Origin of the sequence: Pseudomonas gingeri, from assembly GCF_013386165.1 — a bacterium.
Taxonomy (GTDB): Bacteria; Pseudomonadota; Gammaproteobacteria; order Pseudomonadales; family Pseudomonadaceae; genus Aquipseudomonas; species Aquipseudomonas gingeri_C.
On record NZ_JACAOS010000022.1, the window covers coordinates 132,559 to 152,100 of the forward strand.

General features: G+C 62.9%; 16 protein-coding genes. 14 read left to right on the plus strand and 2 right to left on the minus strand.

Annotation, left to right across the window (positions count from 1 at the left end):
* Positions 1 to 183: 183 nt before the first annotated feature.
* Positions 184 to 1,548: a formimidoylglutamate deiminase gene (locus HX866_RS28300; RefSeq protein ID WP_177140895.1), complete on the minus strand. Its 1,365-nt coding sequence runs from the start codon at positions 1,546 to 1,548 to the stop codon at positions 184 to 186.
* A 144-nt stretch (positions 1,549 to 1,692) separates the two neighbouring features.
* Between HX866_RS28300 and hutC the strand changes: the two genes are divergently transcribed.
* The 12 genes from hutC (at position 1,693) to hutG (ending at position 16,736) form a co-directional block, all read left to right on the plus strand.
* On the plus strand, positions 1,693 to 2,403 hold the full coding sequence (gene hutC, locus HX866_RS28305) for a histidine utilization repressor (RefSeq protein ID WP_177091316.1): 711 nt from the start codon (positions 1,693 to 1,695) through the stop codon (positions 2,401 to 2,403).
* On the plus strand, positions 2,400 to 2,978 hold the full coding sequence (locus tag HX866_RS28310; RefSeq protein ID WP_177125658.1) for a HutD/Ves family protein: 579 nt from the start codon (positions 2,400 to 2,402) through the stop codon (positions 2,976 to 2,978). Before hutC ends, HX866_RS28310 begins: the two co-directional genes overlap by 4 nt.
* A 390-nt stretch (positions 2,979 to 3,368) precedes the next feature.
* The gene (gene hutU, locus HX866_RS28315) at positions 3,369 to 5,069 is read left to right on the plus strand and encodes a urocanate hydratase (RefSeq protein ID WP_177103033.1); all 1,701 of its coding nucleotides are present in this window, start codon (positions 3,369 to 3,371) and stop codon (positions 5,067 to 5,069) included.
* A 218-nt stretch (positions 5,070 to 5,287) separates the two neighbouring features.
* Complete coding sequence (locus tag HX866_RS28320; RefSeq protein WP_177140896.1) at positions 5,288 to 6,757, plus strand: purine-cytosine permease family protein; 1,470 nt, start codon at positions 5,288 to 5,290, stop codon at positions 6,755 to 6,757.
* A gap of 116 nt (positions 6,758 to 6,873) precedes the next feature.
* On the plus strand, positions 6,874 to 7,842 hold the full coding sequence (locus HX866_RS28325; protein WP_177140897.1) for an ABC transporter substrate-binding protein: 969 nt from the start codon (positions 6,874 to 6,876) through the stop codon (positions 7,840 to 7,842).
* A gap of 71 nt (positions 7,843 to 7,913) precedes the next feature.
* Positions 7,914 to 8,765, plus strand: a complete 852-nt coding sequence (locus HX866_RS28330) for an ABC transporter permease (protein WP_177090812.1) — start codon at positions 7,914 to 7,916, stop codon at positions 8,763 to 8,765.
* Positions 8,762 to 9,592 (plus strand): quaternary amine ABC transporter ATP-binding protein, encoded by an 831-nt coding sequence (locus HX866_RS28335; RefSeq protein WP_177090810.1) that lies wholly within the window; start codon positions 8,762 to 8,764, stop codon positions 9,590 to 9,592. Before HX866_RS28330 ends, HX866_RS28335 begins: the two co-directional genes overlap by 4 nt.
* 173 nt (positions 9,593 to 9,765) lie before the next feature.
* On the plus strand, positions 9,766 to 11,289 hold the full coding sequence (hutH, locus tag HX866_RS28340) for a histidine ammonia-lyase (RefSeq protein ID WP_177140898.1): 1,524 nt from the start codon (positions 9,766 to 9,768) through the stop codon (positions 11,287 to 11,289).
* Between the two features lie 110 nt (positions 11,290 to 11,399).
* Positions 11,400 to 12,938 carry a histidine ammonia-lyase gene (gene hutH, locus HX866_RS28345; RefSeq protein WP_177125655.1) on the plus strand — a complete coding sequence of 513 codons (1,539 nt, stop codon included), beginning with the start codon at positions 11,400 to 11,402 and terminating at the stop codon, positions 12,936 to 12,938.
* A gap of 350 nt (positions 12,939 to 13,288) precedes the next feature.
* A complete protein-coding gene (locus HX866_RS28350; protein WP_177140899.1) occupies positions 13,289 to 14,698 on the plus strand; it encodes an amino acid permease in 1,410 nt (469 codons plus the stop codon).
* Between the two features lie 17 nt (positions 14,699 to 14,715).
* Positions 14,716 to 15,921: an imidazolonepropionase gene (gene hutI / locus HX866_RS28355; protein WP_177090801.1), complete on the plus strand. Its 1,206-nt coding sequence runs from the start codon at positions 14,716 to 14,718 to the stop codon at positions 15,919 to 15,921.
* An 11-nt stretch (positions 15,922 to 15,932) separates the two neighbouring features.
* Positions 15,933 to 16,736 carry an N-formylglutamate deformylase gene (hutG, locus tag HX866_RS28360; protein WP_177140900.1) on the plus strand — a complete coding sequence of 268 codons (804 nt, stop codon included), beginning with the start codon at positions 15,933 to 15,935 and terminating at the stop codon, positions 16,734 to 16,736.
* 163 nt (positions 16,737 to 16,899) lie between these two features.
* On the opposite strand, the gene HX866_RS28365 is transcribed toward hutG, so the two are convergent.
* Complete coding sequence (locus HX866_RS28365; RefSeq protein ID WP_177140901.1) at positions 16,900 to 17,820, minus strand: hypothetical protein; 921 nt, start codon at positions 17,818 to 17,820, stop codon at positions 16,900 to 16,902.
* Positions 17,821 to 18,092: 272 nt separating this feature from the next.
* On the opposite strand from HX866_RS28365, the gene pip reads away from it, so the two are divergent.
* A complete protein-coding gene (gene pip / locus HX866_RS28370; protein WP_177090796.1) occupies positions 18,093 to 19,064 on the plus strand; it encodes a prolyl aminopeptidase in 972 nt (323 codons plus the stop codon).
* On the plus strand, positions 19,061 to 19,498 hold the full coding sequence (dtd, locus tag HX866_RS28375; protein ID WP_177090794.1) for a D-aminoacyl-tRNA deacylase: 438 nt from the start codon (positions 19,061 to 19,063) through the stop codon (positions 19,496 to 19,498). Before pip ends, dtd begins: the two co-directional genes overlap by 4 nt.
* Positions 19,499 to 19,542 lie beyond the last annotated feature (44 nt).

Below are 19,542 nucleotides of genomic sequence, written 5' to 3' on the forward strand. Positions count from 1 at the left end.
ACCGCCCCTACGGGGGCCGTGTTTCACCGCGAAATACCGTCAGGCACGGGCTTTTATGTAGGAGCAGCCGGTCGACGCTCGATTGCTCGCGATGGTAGTCCAGACACCGCTGGGTATCAGGTACCCAGCGTTATCGTTGACGTCCATCGCGAGCAAGCTCGCTCCTACAGGGATCGCGTTCCGTCAGTTCAGCAGGTCGCGCAGCACCTGGGTGAAGGCCCGGGCGCTTTCTTCTTCGCCCGCATGCCGTCCACCGCGTACCGCCCACTGGCCGTTGACCATCACATCGCGCACCTGGCGGTCGCCGCCGGCGAACAACCAGCGGTTGAGAATGCCGTCTTCATGGGCTGTCGCCAGATAGGGGTCGCTGCCATCGAGCACCAGCCAGTCGGCGCGCTTGCCGACTTCCAGTCGACCGATCGCCTGCCCCAGGGCCTGGGCACCGCCATCCAGCGCGGCGTCGTACAGCGTACGTCCGACCATCGGCTGATCAGCGCGATACAGGCGGTTGCGCCGCTGATCCCGCAGGCGTTGGCCATATTCCAGCCAGCGCAGTTCTTCCACCACGCTCAATGACACATGGCTGTCGGAACCGATGCCCATCCGCCCGCCCTGGGCGAGAAAGTCTACGGCCGGAAAAATCCCGTCGCCGAGATTGGCCTCTGTGGTCAGGCACAGGCCGGCAATCGCCCGGCTGCGGGCCATGCGCGTGACTTCCTCGGCGTCGGCGTGGGTCGCGTGGACCAGGCACCAGCGCTCATCCACCTCGACGTTGTCGTACAGCCATTGCAGCGGGCGCTTGCCGCTCCAGACCAGGCAGTCGTCGACTTCCTTCTGTTGCTCGGCGATATGGATATGCACCGGACAGTGCTTGTCGCTGGCGGCCAGCACTTCATTGATCTGCCCGGGCGTCACCGCGCGCAACGAGTGGAAGCACAGTCCCAGGGCCTGAGCCGGCTGTTTGGCGAGAAGCGGCTGCAAACGTGCCTGCAACTTCAGGTAATTCTCGGTGCTGTTGATAAAACGGCGTTGCCCTTCGTTGGGCGCCTGGCCACCGAAACCGGAGTGACTGTAGAGCACCGGCAACAGGGTCAGGCCGATGCCGGCATCGCTGGCCGCCTGGCTGATGCGCAGGGCCAGTTCGGCCGGGTCGGTGTAGGCCTGGCCGTTGGTGTCGTGATGCACATAGTGGAACTCGGCCACCGAGGTGTAGCCGGCCTTGAGCATCTCGATATACAACTGGCGGGCGATGATGCCCATCTGCTCCGGGCTGATCTTGCCCACCAGCCGATACATCAGGTCGCGCCAGGTCCAGAAGCTGTCGTTGGGATTACCCGCCACTTCCGCCAGCCCGCCCATGGCGCGCTGGAAGGCGTGGGAGTGCAGGTTCGGCATACCCGGCAGCAGCGGGCCGCTCAGCCGTTCGGCACCTTCTGCATGGGAATCGGCCTGGACCTGGGTCAGGACGCCCACGGCGTTGACCTCCAGGCGTACATTGTTGGCCCATCCACTAGGCAGCAGCGCGCGTTCGGCAAAGAAGGCGGACATGGTTCAGCACCCCATCGTGTGTTATTTGTATATACATATACAGACGTTTGCCTGCCCGGTAAACTCCGGCAAGCTAGCCATCTTTGAATCAAACAAGGATTTCCCGTGCCGACTCCGCCTGCCAACCTCCCGCTGGCTGCCCATATGGGCGACAGTCCGGCGCCGCTATACGCCCGCGTCAAACAGATGATCGGTCAGCAGATCGACAGCGGAAACTGGCCGCCGCATTACCGCGTGCCGTCCGAGAGCGAGCTGGTGGAGCAACTGGGCTATAGCCGCATGACCATTAACCGGGCCCTGCGGGAAATGACCGCCGAAGGCCTGTTGGTGCGCATGCAGGGTGTCGGCACCTTCGTCGCCGAGCCCAAGAGCCAGTCGGCGCTGTTCGAAGTGCACAACATCGCCGACGAGATCGCTTCGCGCGGCCACCGGCACACCTGCAAGATCATCACTCTGGGCGAAGAGGCCGCCGGTTCCGAACGTGCCGTGGCCCTGGACATGCGTGAAGGGCAGAAGGTATTCCATTCGCTGATCGTGCATTTCGAGAACGATATCCCGGTGCAGATCGAGGATCGTTTCGTCAATGCGCTGGTGGCGCCGGACTACCTCAAGCAGGATTTCACCCTGCAGACGCCTTACGCCTATCTGTCCCAGGTCGCACCGCTGACCGAGGGCGAGCACGTGGTCGAAGCCATCCTCGCCGACGCCGAAGAGTGCAAGCTGCTGCAGATCGAGCCGGGCGAGCCGTGCCTGATGATTCGGCGTCGGACCTGGTCCGGCCGTCAGCCAGTGACCGCCGCCCGCCTGATCCACCCCGGTTCCCGTCATCGTCTGGAAGGACGCTTTAGCAAATGAGCCAGTTGAAAGTCTTGCGCGCGGCGGATTACCCGCGCATGCCGTGGAAAAACGGCGGCGGTAGCACCGAGGAAATCACCCGGGACGCGGGCGAAGGCCTGGACGGTTTCGGCTGGCGCCTGTCGATTGCCGATATCGGCGAGTCGGGCGGGTTTTCCACCTTTGCCGGCTATGAGCGGATCATTACTGTGCTGCAAGGCGCGGGCATGACCTTGCAGGTCGATGGTCAGCGCACGCGGGCCTTGTTGCCGCTGGACCCGTTTGCCTTCAGTGGTGCGAGCCAGGTGAGCTGCACCCTGATCGACGGGTCGATCCGCGACTTCAACCTGATCTATGCGCCGGATCGCTATAGCGCGCGCTTGCAGTGGCTCGATGCCGCGCAGCCCAAGCGCTTTTTCAGCTCGGCGGCAGTGCTGCTGATTTTCAGTGTCAGCGAACAATTGCATGTCGGCCTGGGCAACAGCGGCTATGAAGTACTGGGCCGGCATGACTGCCTGCAACTGGACAGTAACGACGGCCTGCTGGAAGTGGCGGTGACCGGGCGCTGCTGTGTGATTGAGCTGACTCCCGCCTGACAGACTGTTCCCTTGTGGCGAGCCCGCTCGCCACAAGAACGCTTGCTTCCATCCCGCCCTGTTTTGTTACCGAACGCCCCAACATGGCGCAAAACCCTCCCTCGGTAACATCCTCCGACCGGCTGTCTGTCATCTTCCCGCGCTTTCGTTCCCCGCCAAAATCCCCGCCCCACGGCCTCTGCAGGCCATCCCGAAAAAATCTTCAGCTCACGATTACCAAGTTGGCCGCTCGATTGCATATGCTTGTATGTACAAGTAAAGATGTGTGCGTATGAGTCATCAGGGAGATCGGCGCACCACCCTAATTTCCGCTTGTGATGGGGTCTTCCCCCCACAGGCTCGCTCGCCCACTGCCTGGGCTGGTTTGGACGATCGCAGAGGAGTTGTTTCGTGACTGAGAATACCCAGAAACCTACCGCCACTTTTACCAAGCGCCGTGATGTTGAAGTCCGCGCCGCCCGTGGCAACAAGTTGACCGCGAAAAGCTGGCTGACCGAAGCGCCGCTGCGGATGCTGATGAACAACCTCGACCCGGAAGTGGCCGAGAACCCCAAGGAACTGGTGGTCTACGGCGGTATTGGCCGGGCTGCGCGGAACTGGGAATGCTACGACAAGATCGTCGAAAGCCTGACTAACCTGAATGACGACGAGACCCTGCTGGTGCAATCCGGCAAGCCGGTCGGCGTGTTCAAGACCCACAGCAACGCCCCCCGTGTGCTGATCGCCAACTCCAATCTGGTGCCACACTGGGCCACCTGGGAGCACTTCAACGAACTGGACGCCAAAGGCCTAGCCATGTACGGCCAGATGACCGCCGGCAGCTGGATCTACATCGGCAGCCAGGGCATCGTCCAGGGTACCTACGAAACCTTCGTCGAAGCCGGTCGCCAGCACTACGACAACAACCTCAAAGGTCGTTGGGTCCTGACCGCAGGCCTGGGCGGCATGGGCGGCGCGCAACCGCTGGCCGCGACCCTGGCCGGTGCCTGCTCGCTGAACATCGAATGCCAGCAGGTCAGCATCGATTTCCGCCTGAACAGCCGTTATGTCGACGAACAAGCCACCGACCTCGACGACGCCCTGGCGCGTATCGCCAAGTACACCGCCGCCGGCCAGGCGATCTCCATTGCCCTGCTCGGCAACGCCGCTGAAATCCTCCCGGAACTGGTCAAGCGCGGCGTGCGCCCGGACATGGTCACCGACCAGACCAGCGCCCACGATCCGCTCAACGGTTACCTGCCCGCCGGCTGGACCTGGGAAGAGTACCGTGCCCGCGCCCTGACCGAACCCGCCGTCGTGGTGAAGGCCGCCAAGGCGTCGATGGCCGTGCACGTCAAGGCCATGCTCGACTTCCAGAAGCAAGGCATCCCGACCTTCGACTACGGCAACAACATCCGTCAGATGGCCCAGGAAGAAGGCGTGGAAAACGCTTTCGACTTCCCGGGTTTCGTCCCGGCCTACATCCGCCCGCTGTTCTGCCGTGGCATCGGTCCATTCCGCTGGGCCGCGCTGTCGGGTGATCCGCAGGACATCTACAAGACCGATGCCAAGGTCAAGGAACTGATCCCGGACGACGCACACCTGCACAACTGGCTGGACATGGCTCGCGAGCGCATCAGCTTCCAGGGTCTGCCGGCGCGTATCTGCTGGGTTGGCCTGGGTCAGCGCGCCAAGCTCGGCCTGGCGTTCAACGAAATGGTGCGTCGCGGCGAGCTGTCGGCACCGATCGTGATCGGTCGTGACCACCTGGACTCCGGTTCGGTAGCCAGCCCGAACCGTGAAACCGAGTCGATGCAGGATGGTTCCGATGCCGTGTCCGACTGGCCACTGCTCAACGCCCTGCTGAACACCGCCAGCGGCGCGACCTGGGTTTCCCTGCACCATGGCGGCGGCGTCGGCATGGGCTTCTCGCAGCACTCGGGCATGGTGATCGTCTGTGACGGTACCGACGAAGCAGCCGAGCGGATTGCCCGCGTCCTGCACAACGACCCGGCCACCGGGGTGATGCGTCACGCCGATGCGGGTTACCAGATCGCGATCGACTGCGCGAAAGAGCAAGGCTTGAACCTGCCGATGATCACCGGCAAATAAGGCGGCGTACCGCCTGTTGGAACACAGACCCTGGATGGGAATGCGGGCCTTGTAGGAGCCGGCTTGCTGGCGATGGCATCGACGCGATGCTCTGTTAAACCGCGTCGCCTGGATCGCCAGCAAGCCGGCTCCCACAGAATCGTGGCGAGTCAACAGGGATCGTGTTTTACAAGAACTGTGCAAACACCGAAAAACAATCCATCAGAGGTTGAACATACATGGCTGTTTCAAATGATCGTGCAAGTACCCAACCGTTGATCGAAAGGCGTTCGATCGACTACATCCCGGAAGCGGAAAGACACGGTCGTCTACTCAGTCAGTTCACCCTGTGGTTGGGTGCCAACCTGCAAATCACCGCGATTGTCACCGGCGCCTTGGCGGTTGTGCTCGGCGGTGACGTCTACTGGTCGTTGATCGGCTTGCTGATCGGGCAACTGATCGGCGGTGGGGTCATGGCCCTGCACGCCGCGCAAGGTCCGCAACTGGGCCTGCCGCAGATGATTTCCAGTCGGGTGCAGTTTGGTGTCTATGGGGCGGTGATCCCACTGGTGCTGGTGTGCCTGATGTACATCGGCTTTTCGGCCAGCGGTTCGCTGCTGGCCGGGCAGGCGGTGGCGCAGTTGCTGCACGTGGAAGACTGGGTCGGCATCGTGCTGTTTGCCGCCAGCATCCTGGTCTGCACCATCTTCGGCTACCGGGTGATCCATGGCATCGGCCGGATCGCCAGCGTGCTGGGGGTGATTGCCTTCGTCTACCTGTTCTACAAACTGTTGGCCGGCAACGATATCTCGGCATTGCTCGGCAACAAGCATTTCTCCCTGGCGAGTTTCCTGTTGGCGATGTCGCTCTCGGCATCCTGGCAGATCGCGTTCGGGCCTTATGTGGCGGACTACTCGCGTTATCTGCCACGTAGCACTTCGCCGGTGAAAACCTTCTGGGCCGTGGGCCTGGGTTCGGTGATCGGCGCGCAGGCGGCCATGGTCTTCGGTGTGTTCGCCGCGGCCCTGGCCGGTTCGCAGTTCTCCCACCACGAAGTCTCGTTCATCGTCAGCCTCGGCGGTACCGGGGCGGTGGCGGCGGCGCTGTACTTCGCCGTGGCCTTCGGCAAGGTGACAGTCACTACCCTGAACGCCTATGGCAGCTTCATGTCGATCGCCACCATCATCAGCGGTTTCCGTGGCAGCCGGCATATCTCCAGCGGCGTGCGTTTGCTGTACATCTTCATCATGGTCAGCGTGTCCGCGGCCCTGGCGTTGCTGGGCAAGGATTCGTTCCTCAAGGAATTCTCCTCCTTCATCCTGTTCCTGCTGGCGTTCTTCACGCCCTGGAGCGCGATCAACCTGGTGGACTTCTACTGCATCACCAAGGAGCGCTACGACATTCCCGCGCTGTCCGATCCCAAGGCCCGTTACGGCGGCTGGAACCTGCTGGGCATCAGCATCTATGTGTTCGGCGTGCTGGTCCAGATGCCGTTTATCAACACCCAGTTCTATACCGGTTCCCTGGTGGCGGGCCTGGGCGATACTGATATCTCCTGGATCATCGGCCTGGTGGTGCCGGCGGCGTTGTACTACGTCGCGGCGAAGAAGTGGCATGGGGCAATTCCTGAGCGTCTGATCCTGCCGGTAGAACCCGGCGCGCAAACGACGGTCAAGACCCATGGTCGTGCACAACCGGCGTCGAACTGACCGGTTGCAGCCGGGCGTCCACGCAGGTAAGCGTGGGCATGGCCTGCTGGCAGGCCAACCCGGGCCGGAGGTTTCTCGACCGGCGTTAACCCTTTGAAGATTAGGAGCGGCACAGAATGAAGATGACCAAGACCCTGCTGACCACGGCGCTGTCCCTGGGCCTGTTGGTAGTGGCCGGCGCCAGCCAGGCCGCCGGTTGGTGCGAATCCGGCAAACCGGTGAAGTTCGCGGGTCTGAATTGGGAAAGCGGCATGTTCTTGACCGACGTGCTGCAATTCGTTCTGGAAAAGGGTTACGACTGCAAGACCGACGCCCTGCCGGGCAACTCCATCACCATGGAAAACGCCTTGAGCAGCAACGATATCCAGGTCTTCGCCGAGGAGTGGGTAGGCCGCAGCGAAGTCTGGAACAAGGCTGAAAAAGCCGGCAAGGTCGTTGGGGTCGGTGCGCCGGTGGTGGGTGCGGTCGAAGGTTGGTACGTACCGCGTTACGTGATCGAAGGCGACGCCAAGCGCAATCTCAAGGCCTTGGCGCCGGGCTTGAAGCACATCGCTGACCTGGGCCAATACGCCGCGTTGTTCAAGGACCCGGAAGAGCCGAGCAAAGGCCGCTTCTACAACTGCCCGGCCGGCTGGACCTGTGAGCTGGAGAACAGCGCGATGCTGAAAAGCTACGGTCTGGAAAAGTCCTATACCAACTTTCGCCCTGGCACCGGTCCGGCACTGGACGCCGCCGTGCTGTCGAGCTACAAGCGTGGCGAGCCGATTCTGTTCTACTACTGGTCGCCGACGCCTCTGATGGGCCAGGTCGACCTGGTGAAGCTGGAGGAGAAACCCGGCGTCGACAAGCGCGTGAGCATCAAGGTCGGTCTGTCCAAGGCCTTCCACGAGCAAGCGCCCGAGCTGGTCGCCGTACTGGAAAAGGCTAACCTGCCCATCGATCTGTTGAACCAGAACCTGGGGCGCATGACCCGGGAGCGGATCGAATCGCCGAAACTGGCGAAAGTCTTCCTCAAGGAACACCCTGAGGTCTGGCAGGCTTGGGTCAGCGCTGACGCTGCCAAGAAAATCAACGCGGCTCTGTAGGTCGACTACCTCCCGGCTAACCGAGAGGCTGGCCGGGAAGTTCGCCACAACCACTTGATCGAGAGTTTCCAATGTTTCCCGAACGTTTCACATTTTCCATCGCCGACTGGGTCAACAGTTGGGTCGATGCACTGGTGACCAACTACGGCGATGTGTTCCGCCAGATCTCCGACACCCTGCTGTGGGCCATCGTCAATCTGGAAGGCCTGCTGCGCATGGCGCCCTGGTGGCTGATGCTGGCCATCGTCGGCGCTATCGCCTGGCATGCGACCCGCAAGTGGGTGACCAGCCTGGTGATCGTCGGCCTGTTGTTCCTGGTGGGTGCGGTCGGCCTGTGGGACAAGCTGATGCAGACCCTGGCGCTGATGCTGGTGGCCACGCTGATTTCGGTGTTGATCGGGATTCCCCTGGGGATTCTTTCGGCACGCAGCAATCGCCTGCGTTCGGTGCTGATGCCGCTGCTGGACATCATGCAGACCATGCCCAGCTTCGTGTACCTGATTCCGGTGCTGATGCTGTTCGGCCTGGGCAAGGTCCCGGCGATCTTCGCCACGGTGATCTACGCGGCACCGCCGCTGATCCGCCTGACCGACCTGGGTATCCGCCAGGTGGATGGCGAGGTGATGGAGGCGATCAACGCCTTTGGCGCCAATCGCTGGCAGCAACTGTTCGGCGTGCAACTGCCGCTGGCCCTGCCGAGCATCATGGCCGGGATCAACCAGACCACCATGATGGCGCTGTCGATGGTGGTGATTGCCTCGATGATCGGTGCCCGTGGCCTGGGTGAAGACGTGCTGGTGGGCATCCAGACCCTGAACGTCGGTCGTGGCCTGGAAGCGGGCCTGGCGATCGTGATTCTTGCCGTGGTGATCGACCGTATTACCCAGGCTTATGGTCGTCCACGCCATGAGGTGAGCAAATGAGCGAGCCCATCGTCAGCAAGATCGAAGTCAAGAACGTCTTCAAGATTTTCGGTTCCCGCGCCAATGACGCGATGAGCCTGATTCGCCAGGGCAAGACCAAGGACCAGGTGCTGGCCGAGACTGGTTGCGTGATCGGGGTCAACGACCTGTCGCTGAGCGTCAATACCGGCGAGATCTTCGTGATCATGGGCCTGTCCGGTTCCGGCAAGTCGACCCTGGTGCGGCACCTTAATCGCCTGATCGATCCGACCAGCGGCGCGATCCTGGTGGACGGCGTGGACATTCTCCAGCACGACATGGAGACGTTGCGCGAGTTTCGCCGACACAAGATCAGCATGGTGTTCCAGAGCTTCGGCCTGTTGCCCCACAAGAGCGTGCAGGAAAACGTCGCCTACGGCCTCAAGGTCCGCGGCGAGAGCCAGTCGGTCTGCGCCGAGCGTGCCTTGCACTGGATCGATACCGTGGGCCTGAAGGGCTACGAGAACAAGTACCCGCACCAGCTGTCGGGCGGTATGCGCCAGCGTGTGGGGCTGGCCCGGGCCTTGGCGGCGGACACCGACATCATCCTGATGGACGAGGCGTTCAGCGCGTTGGACCCGTTGATCCGGGCGGAGATGCAGGATCAGTTGCTGGACCTGCAGAAGACCCTGCACAAGACCATCGTGTTTATCACCCATGACCTGGATGAGGCGGTGCGGATCGGCAATCGGATTGCGATTCTCAAGGATGGCAAGTTGATTCAGGTGGGGACACCTAAGGAGATCCTGCATTCGCCAGCGGATGAGTATGTGGATCGGTTTGTGAAGCGGCGTGCGGCAACGGTGTAAGCGACTGCGGCTTTGTGCTTGTACGCAAAATTGGAGTTCGACACGGATCTGTAGGAGCCGGCTTGCTGGCGATGCGATGTGACATTCGCCATCGCTATCGCTGGCAAGCCAGCTCCTACAGAGGGTGGCGGTGAAGCTGTATCAATATTCAGGTTGTACGGATGAGGTCGAAGATGTCCCAGGCTGAAAAAATCGTTATCGCCGATGCGCCATTGCGTTGGCAGGATGTGGTTGCGGTTGCCCGTCATGGCGCGCGGCTCGAACTGTCGCCCCAAGCCTGGGCGCGGATCGACAATGCCCAGGCCATCGTCCAGCGCATCGTCGTCAGCGGTGAACGCGCCTATGGCGTGAACACTGGCCTCGGCGCCCTGTGCAATGTGTCGCTGTCCGGCGAGCAGCTCAGCCAGTTGTCGCGCAATACCCTGCTCAGCCATGCCTGCGGCGTCGGCGCGGCGCTGCCCGACGAGCAGACCCGGGCGATCCTCTGCGCCGCCATCGTCAACTACAGCCACGGCAAATCCGGCCTGCACCGCCAGGTGGTCGAAGCCCTGCTGGCCTTGCTCAACCGGCGCATCACCCCGCAAGTGCCGGCCCAGGGTTCGGTGGGTTACCTGACCCATATGGCCCATATCGGCATCGCCTTGCTCGGTGTCGGCCAGGTCAGCTATCGCGGGCAGATCGTTCCGGCGCAACAGGCGCTGGCCGAGGAGGGCCTGCAACCGGTGCAACTGGGGGCCAAGGACGGTCTCTGCCTGGTCAACGGCACGCCGTGCATGACCGGCCTGAGCTGCCTGGCCCTGGCCGACGCGACCCGCCTGGTGCAATGGGCCGATGTGGTCGGGGCTATGAGCTTCGAGGCCCAGCGCGGGCAGATCGCCGCGTTCGACGCTGAAATCATCGCGCTCAAGCCGCACCCCGGCATGCAGCAGGTCGGCAGCAATCTGCGCAGCCTGCTCGACGGCAGCGAAGTGATCGCCGCCAGCTTGGGTATCCGTACCCAGGACGCCCTGAGTCTGCGTTCGATCCCGCAGGTCCACGGTGCTGCCCGCGACCAGTTGGACCACGCCACCCGGCAGATCGAAATCGAACTCAACGGCTGCACCGACAACCCGCTGCTGCTGGGCACGCCGGACAACTACCGGGTGATGTCCCAGGCCAACCCCCATGGTCAGTCGGTTGCCCTGGCGGCGGACCTGCTGGCGATTGCCATGGCGGAAATCGGTTCGATTGCCGAGCGTCGCCTCGACCGCCTGATCAACCCCCATGTCAGCGGCCTGCCGGCTTTCCTGGTGAGCAACCCCGGGGTCAACTCCGGGATGATGATCGTGCAGTACGTCGCCGCGTCCCTCTGTGCGGAAAACCGCCAGTTGGCGCAGCCGGCGGTGCTCGACAACTACGTCACCTCGGGCCTGCAGGAAGACCACCTGAGCCTGGGCACCAACGCCGCGCTGAAATTGCACCGGGCCCTGGAAAACTGCACGCAGATCCTCGCCATCGAGTACCTGCTGGCGGCCCAGGCCTTCGAATTCCTCAAGGAGCAGCGCTTCGGCGCCGGCACCGAGCGAGCCTGGAAACTGCTGCGTGAGCGCGTTCCGGCCTACGACCAGGACCGCTGGCTGGCGCCGGACATTGCCAGCGCCGCGGCGTTGCTCAAGGACCCTGTATTGATCCAGGGCAGGTTTCCCGACCTGCGCTGATTCCACGAATAACCAGCGTGCCAAGGCGCCCTCTGCTCAAAAAGCAGTTGGCGACGGATAACGGAAGCTTCCGGAGCGTCTGGTAGTTAATAAAAACTCTCAAAAGGAGCATGAATGTGACTGCGTTGAACCTGATTCCCGGCCAACTGAGCCTGGCCCAACTGCGTGCTATCTATCAGCAGCCGGTGAAGCTGACCCTGGACAACAGTGCCTCGGCACAGATCGAAGCCAGCGTCGCCTGCGTCGAGCAGATCCTCGCCGAGAACCGCACCGCCTATGGCATCAACACCGGTTTTGGCCTGCTGGCCTCGACCCGTATCGCCAGCGAAGACCTGGAAAACCTCCAGCGCTCCCTGGTGCTGTCCCATGCCGCTGGTGTCGGCGCGCCGATCAGCGATGCGCTGGTGCGCTTGATCATGGTGCTCAAGGTCAACAGCCTGAGCCGTGGTTTCTCCGGGATTCGCCGCCAGGTGATCGACGCGCTGATCGCCCTGATCAATGCCGAGGTCTACCCGCACATTCCGCTGAAAGGTTCGGTCGGTGCTTCCGGCGACCTCGCGCCGCTAGCCCATATGTCCCTGGTATTGCTGGGTGAAGGCAAGGCCCGCTACAAGGGCGAATGGCTGGACGCACACGCCGCGCTGAAGCAGGCCGGCCTGCAACCGCTGACCCTGGCTGCGAAAGAAGGCCTGGCGTTGCTCAATGGCACCCAGGTGTCCACCGCCTTTGCCCTGCGCGGCCTGTTCGAAGGCGAAGACCTGTTCGCCGGTGCCCTGGTCAGCGGTGCGCTGACGGTTGAAGCGGTGCTGGGTTCGCGTTCGCCATTCGACCCGCGTATCCATGCGGCCCGTGGTCAGCACGGTCAGATCGACGCCGCTGGCGCTTATCGCCACCTGTTGGGCGAGCGTACTGAAGTGTCCGACTCCCATGAGAACTGCGAGAAGGTCCAGGATCCGTACTCCCTGCGCTGCCAGCCACAGGTCATGGGCGCCTGCCTGACCCAGTTCCGCCAGGCCGCCGAAGTGCTGGTGATCGAAGCCAACGCCGTGTCCGACAACCCGCTGGTGTTCGCCGCCGAAGGCGATGTGATCTCGGGCGGCAACTTCCACGCCGAGCCGGTGGCCATGGCCGCTGACAACCTGGCCCTGGCGATTGCCGAAATCGGTTCCCTGAGCGAGCGCCGCATCTCCCTGATGATGGACAAGCACATGTCGCAATTGCCGCCGTTCCTGGTGGCCAATGGCGGCGTCAACTCCGGCTTCATGATCGCCCAGGTGACTGCTGCGGCCCTCGCCAGCGAGAACAAGGCCCTGGCGCATCCCCACAGTGTCGACAGTCTGCCGACCTCGGCGAACCAGGAAGACCACGTGTCGATGGCTCCGGCGGCGGGCAAACGTCTGTGGGAAATGGCTGAGAACACCCGTGGGATTCTGGCTGTTGAATGGCTGGCGGCCTGTCAGGGCCTGGACCTGCGCAATGGTTTGAAAACCTCGCCGGCCCTGGAAACCGCGCGGGCGACCTTGCGCGAAGAGGTGGCGTATTACGAGAAGGATCGTTTCTTCGCCCCGGATATCGAGGCGGCCACTGAGCTGCTGGCGTCCCGTTGCCTGAATGCGCTGGTCCCGGCGAAGTTGTTGCCAAGTCTGTAACGGTTGCACGGGAACAGACTGGGGCAGGGCGTTACATGGAGATCCATTGTGGCGAGTGGGCTTGCCCACGCTGGGGTGCGAAGCGCCCCTAAAACCGGACACCGCGTTATATCAGATACAACGCGGGCGCTGATTTTAGGGCTGCTGCGCACCCCAGCGCGGGCAAGCCCGCTCACCACAAGGGTGTCGCCAGTCAGTTTGCGGGTTGTTGCCACCCGGCAGATGCGTTTTGCCTGCGCGTGCCGGGTTGGGTACTCTGCGACCCCTTTTGCGGCCGGGCGGCCGCAAGACACTCGCCAACAGTCTGATTCTCATCGAGTTTTACCGATAAGAATAATTAAGGACGAGCAATGCAACAGCAAGTCAAAGGTTTGAAACGCGGGCTCTCAGCCCGACATATTCGCTTTATGGCCCTGGGGTCCGCGATCGGCACCGGGCTGTTCTACGGCTCAGCCTCGGCGATCCAGATGGCCGGACCGGCCGTTTTGCTGGCCTACCTGATCGGCGGCGCCGCGGTGTTCATGGTCATGCGCGCCCTCGGCGAAATGGCCGTGCACGATCCGGTCGCCGGTTCCTTCGGCCACTATGCCAGCACCTACATCGGTCCCCGTTCCGGTTTTATCCTCGGTTGGACCTATGCCTTCGAGATGGTCATCGTCGGCCTGGCTGACGTCACCGCCTTCGGCATCTATATGGGCTTCTGGTTTCCCGACGTCGACCGCTGGATCTGGGTGCTCGGCGTGGTCTTCTTCATTGGCGCGCTGAACCTGTGCACCGTGAAGGTCTTCGGCGAAATGGAGTTCTGGCTGTCGCTGCTCAAGGTCAGCGCCATTGTCGCGATGATCCTCGGCGGTTTCGGCATCCTGTTCTTCGGCATCAGCACCGCCACGCCCTCGGCGAGCGTGGGTATCAGCAACCTCTGGGCCTATGGCGGTTTCATGCCCAACGGCGCGGCGGGGATGATCGCCTCGTTCGCGGTGGTCATGTTCGCCTTCGGCGGCATCGAGATCATCGGCGTCACCGCCGGTGAAGCCCAGGACCCGCAACGCGTGATCCCCAAGGCGATCAACGCGGTACCGCTGCGCATCCTGCTGTTCTACGTGCTGACCCTGTTCGTGCTGATGTCCCTCTACCCGTGGCAGCAGATCGGCAACCAGGGCAGCCCCTTCGTGCAGATCTTCCAGAACCTGGGGATCGGCTCGGCGGCAACGATCCTCAATATCGTGGTGATCTCGGCGGCCATTTCCGCCATCAACAGCGATATCTTCGGCGCCGGGCGCATGATGTACGGCCTGGCCCAGCAAGGCCATGCGCCCAAGGGCTTTGCCAAACTGTCCCGCGCCGGCGTGCCGTGGATGACCGTGCTGGTGATGGCCGCCGCCCTGCTGCTGGGCGTGCTGCTCAACTACCTGATTCCGGAAGACGTGTTCCTGCTGATCGCCTCCATCGCCACCTTCGCCACGGTGTGGGTGTGGATCATGATCCTGGTCACCCAGGTCGCCATGCGCCGTTCCATGAGTCGTGAAGAGGCCGCGCAATTGAAGTTTCCGGTGCCGTTCTGGCCCTATGCGCCGATGGCGGCGATTGCCTTCATGGTGTTTATTTTTGGCGTGCTGGGCTACTTCCCCGACACCCGGCCGGCGTTGATCGTCGGTGCGATCTGGATCGGCCTGCTGGTGCTGGCCTACCAGATCTGGGTCAAGCCGGCGGCGGCCCGGGATGCACGCGTTCAGCAAGACCCTGCTTTGTCTCATCGATAACCTAACGGAGGCCCCGGATGAAAACGCTTTGGCAGAACTGTCACGTTGCAAGCATGGCGCAAGGCAGCTACTCGATCATCGAGGATGCCGCCATCGTGACCGTGGCCTCGAAGATCGAGTGGATCGGCCCGCGCGCCGAGCTGCCGGTTGCGGATTATCCACAGGTCGAGGACCTGGAAGGGGCCTGGGTGACGCCGGGGTTGATCGATTGCCACACCCACACGGTGTTCGGCGGCAACCGCAGCGGTGAATTCGAACAGCGCCTGCAAGGCGTGAGTTACGCCGAGATCGCCGCCGCCGGTGGCGGGATTGCCAGCACCGTGCGGGCGACCCGCGCCGCGAGCGAGGACGAGCTGTTCGCCAGTGCCCGGCAACGCCTGACCTGCCTGTTGCGCGACGGCGTGACCAGCGTCGAGATCAAGTCCGGCTACGGCCTGGACCTGGACAGCGAGCGCAAGATCCTCAAGGTGATTCGCCGTCTCGGCGCCGAACTGCCGGTCAGCGTGCGCAGCACCTGCCTGGCGGCCCATGCCTTGCCGCCGGAATATGTCGGGCGGGCCGACGACTATATCGAGCATATCTGCAGCGAGATGCTCCCGGCCCTGGCCGCCGAAGGCCTGGTGGACGCGGTGGACGCCTTTTGCGAATACCTGGCGTTTTCCCCGGCTCAGGTCGAGCGGGTTTTCAAGGTCGCGCAGCAACTGGGCCTGCCGGTGAAACTGCATGCCGAGCAGTTGTCGTCATTGCACGGCTCGAGCCTGGCGGCGCGTTACCAGGCGCTGTCGGCGGACCACCTGGAATTCATGACCGAAGAGGACGCCATCGCCATGGCCGCCTCCGGTACCGTCGCGGTGCTGCTGCCCGGGGCGTTCTACTTTTTGCGCGAAACCCAGTTGCCGCCGATGGACGCCTTGCGCAAGCACGGCGTGAAGATGGCCATTGCCAGCGACCTCAACCCCGGCACCTCACCGGCGCTGTCCTTGCGGCTGATGCTGAACATGGCCTGCACCCTGTTCCGCATGACCCCGGAAGAAGCCCTGGCCGGTGTCACCCAGCATGCCGCCACGGCGTTGGGCATGGGCGCTACCCACGGTTCGCTGGAAATCGGCAAGGTGGCGGATTTCGTCGCCTGGCAGATCGAGCGGCCGGCGGACCTGGCCTACTGGCTGGGCGGTGATCTGGGCAAGCGCGTTGTGCGCCATGGTGTCGAAGTACTGATCTAGGAGACTGTCCTGTGGATAACGTTCTGAGTTTCAAACAAGGTCGCGTGCCGCTGTTGATCAGCATGCCCCATGCCGGTGTGCAACTGACCCCGGCGGTCAAGGCCGGGTTGATCCCCGAGGCACAAAGCCTGCCGGACACCGACTGGCACATCCCGCGGCTCTATGATTTCGCCGCCGAACTGGGCGCCAGCACCCTGGCGGCCGGTTACTCGCGATTTGTCATCGACCTGAACCGGCCGTCCGACGACAAGCCGCTGTATGTCGGGGCCACCACCGGCCTGTACCCGGCGACCCTGTTCGACGGCGTGCCGTTGTTCGTCGAGGGCAAGGTGCCGTCGGCCGAAGAACGGGCGAGCTACCTGGAGCAGGTCTGGACGCCGTATCACCAGACCCTGCAACAGGAACTGGCGCGGCTCAAGGCCGAGTTCGGTTATGCCTTGCTGTTCGACGCCCACTCGATTCGTTCGGTGATCCCGCACCTGTTCGACGGCAAGCTGCCGGACTTCAACCTGGGCACCTTCAACGGCGCGGCCTGCGATCCGCAACTGGCGGCGCGACTGGAAGGCATCTGTGCCGCACATCCGGCCTACAGCCATGTGCTGAACGGGCGCTTCAAGGGCGGGCATATCACCCGCCACTATGGCGACCCGGCACAGAACATCCACGCGGTGCAACTCGAACTGGGGCAGTGCACCTACATGGAAGAGTTCGAACCGTTCAACTACCGCAGCGACCTGGCCGAGCCGACCCGGGTGGTGCTCAAGGAACTGCTGCAGGGCCTGTTGACCTGGGGGCGCGAGCACTACGGGCGCTGAGGCGGTCCTTGGTTGAATACGGTCTTGATGTGGGAGCCGGCTTGCCGGCGATGGCGTCCGAACAAGCGCCGCAAGGCTCAAGGGCCCCATCGCCGGCAAGCCGGCTCCTACAGGGACCGAGTCGAAGGTTGGTGCGCGTTAGCGCGCAAGACGGTATCTGCAATTATCCTGGGAGCACTTCGACCCCCGGGCTCAGGAAGTCGATGTGATAACCGCTGGCGCCATCCCCCAGGCCCACATGCACGCCGCTGACGCCTTCGTTCATCGGCGAGTTGTGGCTGTAGTTGATGTTCGGCCCGATGCTGTCGTTGACGCCGATGGCGAATTCGCTCAGGTACAGGCCCCGGTCGCCTGCCGCGCGGCTCAGCAGGCCGGCGTATTCCTGCCCGGCGACCTTGAGCGAGCGCACCTGATTATGTTCGATGTGCAGCCAGGCCTGGTGCCTGGCGATACGTTGCATCAGCTCCTGCAACTGTTCGTCGATGCCGCTGGCCAGCGGCGTCCTGCGCCGGCCTTGGGACGTCAGCAGGCCGCTGATGCGCAGGATGCCGTTCAATTGAAAGAGGTCGGGGCTGTCCGGACGCATGTGGGCGTAGTGCACTTCGAACAACTCCGAAACGGACAGCACGAACCGGTCGCCGATTTCGTCGCGGGTGGTGACGTAGGGCGCCGAGCGGCTTTTCAACCAGACGTCGGCCCGTGACCCTTCGCCGGCCAGGTGCAGGCGCTGGTGCCGGCTCAAGAGCTTGAGGTGCTCGCGCTGGCGCCTCAGGCAGTCGGCGAAATCGCTGCGCAGCAACAGCATCAGGCTGTACAGCGCGTTCTCCAGACCCGGGTCGAAGGCGTGCAGCGGGCAGAGGATGCTTTGTTTGTCCCGGGTCCTGGCCGCGCGTTCATAGAAGTGCCGGGCGCCCTGGTTGGTAAAGCAAAACACCAGGCTTTGCGCCGGCAGCGGTTCTGTCGAGTCGATGGCGGCGGCGTCCAGCCCCAGTTCGGAGAGAGCGCGGATAAACATTTCGTTGTCAGCGAGGATGATGGCCTTCTCCGGGTAGGAAAGCAGGCCCGGCAAACAGTCTTGTTGCATTGGAAACTCCCTTTCACTTTTTCACGGATACCCCGGCTTAACGGCTCCTGCCGTTCTACATGACCTGACTATTGAAGCGTTTATCGGACCGACTTGAACACTGACCGAACGGCTAGGCGGCGTCCGACGGGAGGGGAACCGCGATAAATACGCCTGCACACCCGCACTTTTGACAAGGGCATGCCGATTCCGCGTTTCGGGTTTATGATGCCGAACGGCAGAATAATATGAAGTCCCCATCAGGGATGACCTCGACCCCTACGGAGCGCGTGATGCAGACTTTGTACCCGCAGATCAAACCCTACGCCCGGCACGATCTGGCCGTGGATGAAACGCATGTACTGTATGTCGATGAGAGCGGCTCGCCGGAAGGCTTGCCGGTGGTGTTCATTCACGGAGGACCGGGAGCGGGCTGTGACGCCCAGAGCCGGCGCTATTTCGATCCCAACCTGTTTCGCATCATCACCTTCGACCAGCGCGGTTGCGGCCGCTCGACTCCCCATGCGAGCCTGGAAAACAACACCACCTGGGACCTGGTGGCCGACCTCGAGCGGATTCGCCAGCACCTGGAAATCGACAAATGGGTGCTGTTCGGCGGCTCCTGGGGCTCGACGCTGTCCCTGGCCTACGCCCAGACCCACGCGGATCGGGTGCATGGCCTGATCCTGCGGGGGATCTTCCTCGCCCGCCAACAGGAAATCGAGTGGTTCTACCAGTCCGGCGCCAGCCGCCTGTTCCCGGACTACTGGCAGGACTACGTGGCGCCGATCCCGCTGGATGAGCGCGACGACCTGCTCAATGCGTTCCACAAACGTCTGACCGGCAACGACCAGATCGCCCAGATGCACGCCGCCAAGGCCTGGTCCCTGTGGGAAGGCCGTACCGCGACCCTGCGCCCGAACCCGCTGGTGGTCGACCGCTTCGCCGAGCCGCAGCGCGCGCTGTCGATTGCCCGGATCGAATGCCACTACTTCACCAACGACGCCTTCCTCGAACCCAACCAGTTGATCCGCGACATGGGCAAGATCGCCCACCTGCCAGGGGTGATCGTGCACGGTCGCTACGATGTGATCTGCCCGCTGGACAACGCCTGGGAGTTGCACCAGGCCTGGCCCAACAGCGAATTGCAGGTGATTCGCGACGCCGGTCATGCGGCTTCCGAGCCGGGTATCACCGATGCCCTGGTGCGGGCGGCCGACCAGATGGCCCGACGCCTGCTTGACCTGCCTCTCGAAGAAGCATGAAGGGCTTGTTGCAACGGGTCACTGGCGCGCGAGTGGAGGTGGCCGGCGACGTGGTCGGGGCCATCGACCAGGGTTTGCTGGTGCTGCTGGCGGTGGAACCCGGTGATACCCAGGCGCACGCCGACAAACTGCTGAAGAAGCTGCTTAACTATCGGGTGTTCAGTGATCCGCAGGGCAAGATGAACTTGTCCCTGGCGGACGTCGGCGGCGGTTTGCTGCTGGTGTCGCAGTTCACCCTGGCGGCCGATACCCAGAGTGGATTGCGTCCGAGCTTCTCCACGGCGGCGCCTCCGGCGCTGGCCGAGGCGCTGTTCGATTACGTAGTGGCACAGGCGCAACGCTTGCATGGGCAAGTGGCGACCGGACGTTTCGGGGCGGACATGCAGGTGCACTTGGTCAATGATGGCCCTGTGACCTTCCTGTTACAGACTTGAATGCACCAAAAACGACGTATTTGGCTGAAAACAGGAGGTTTTCG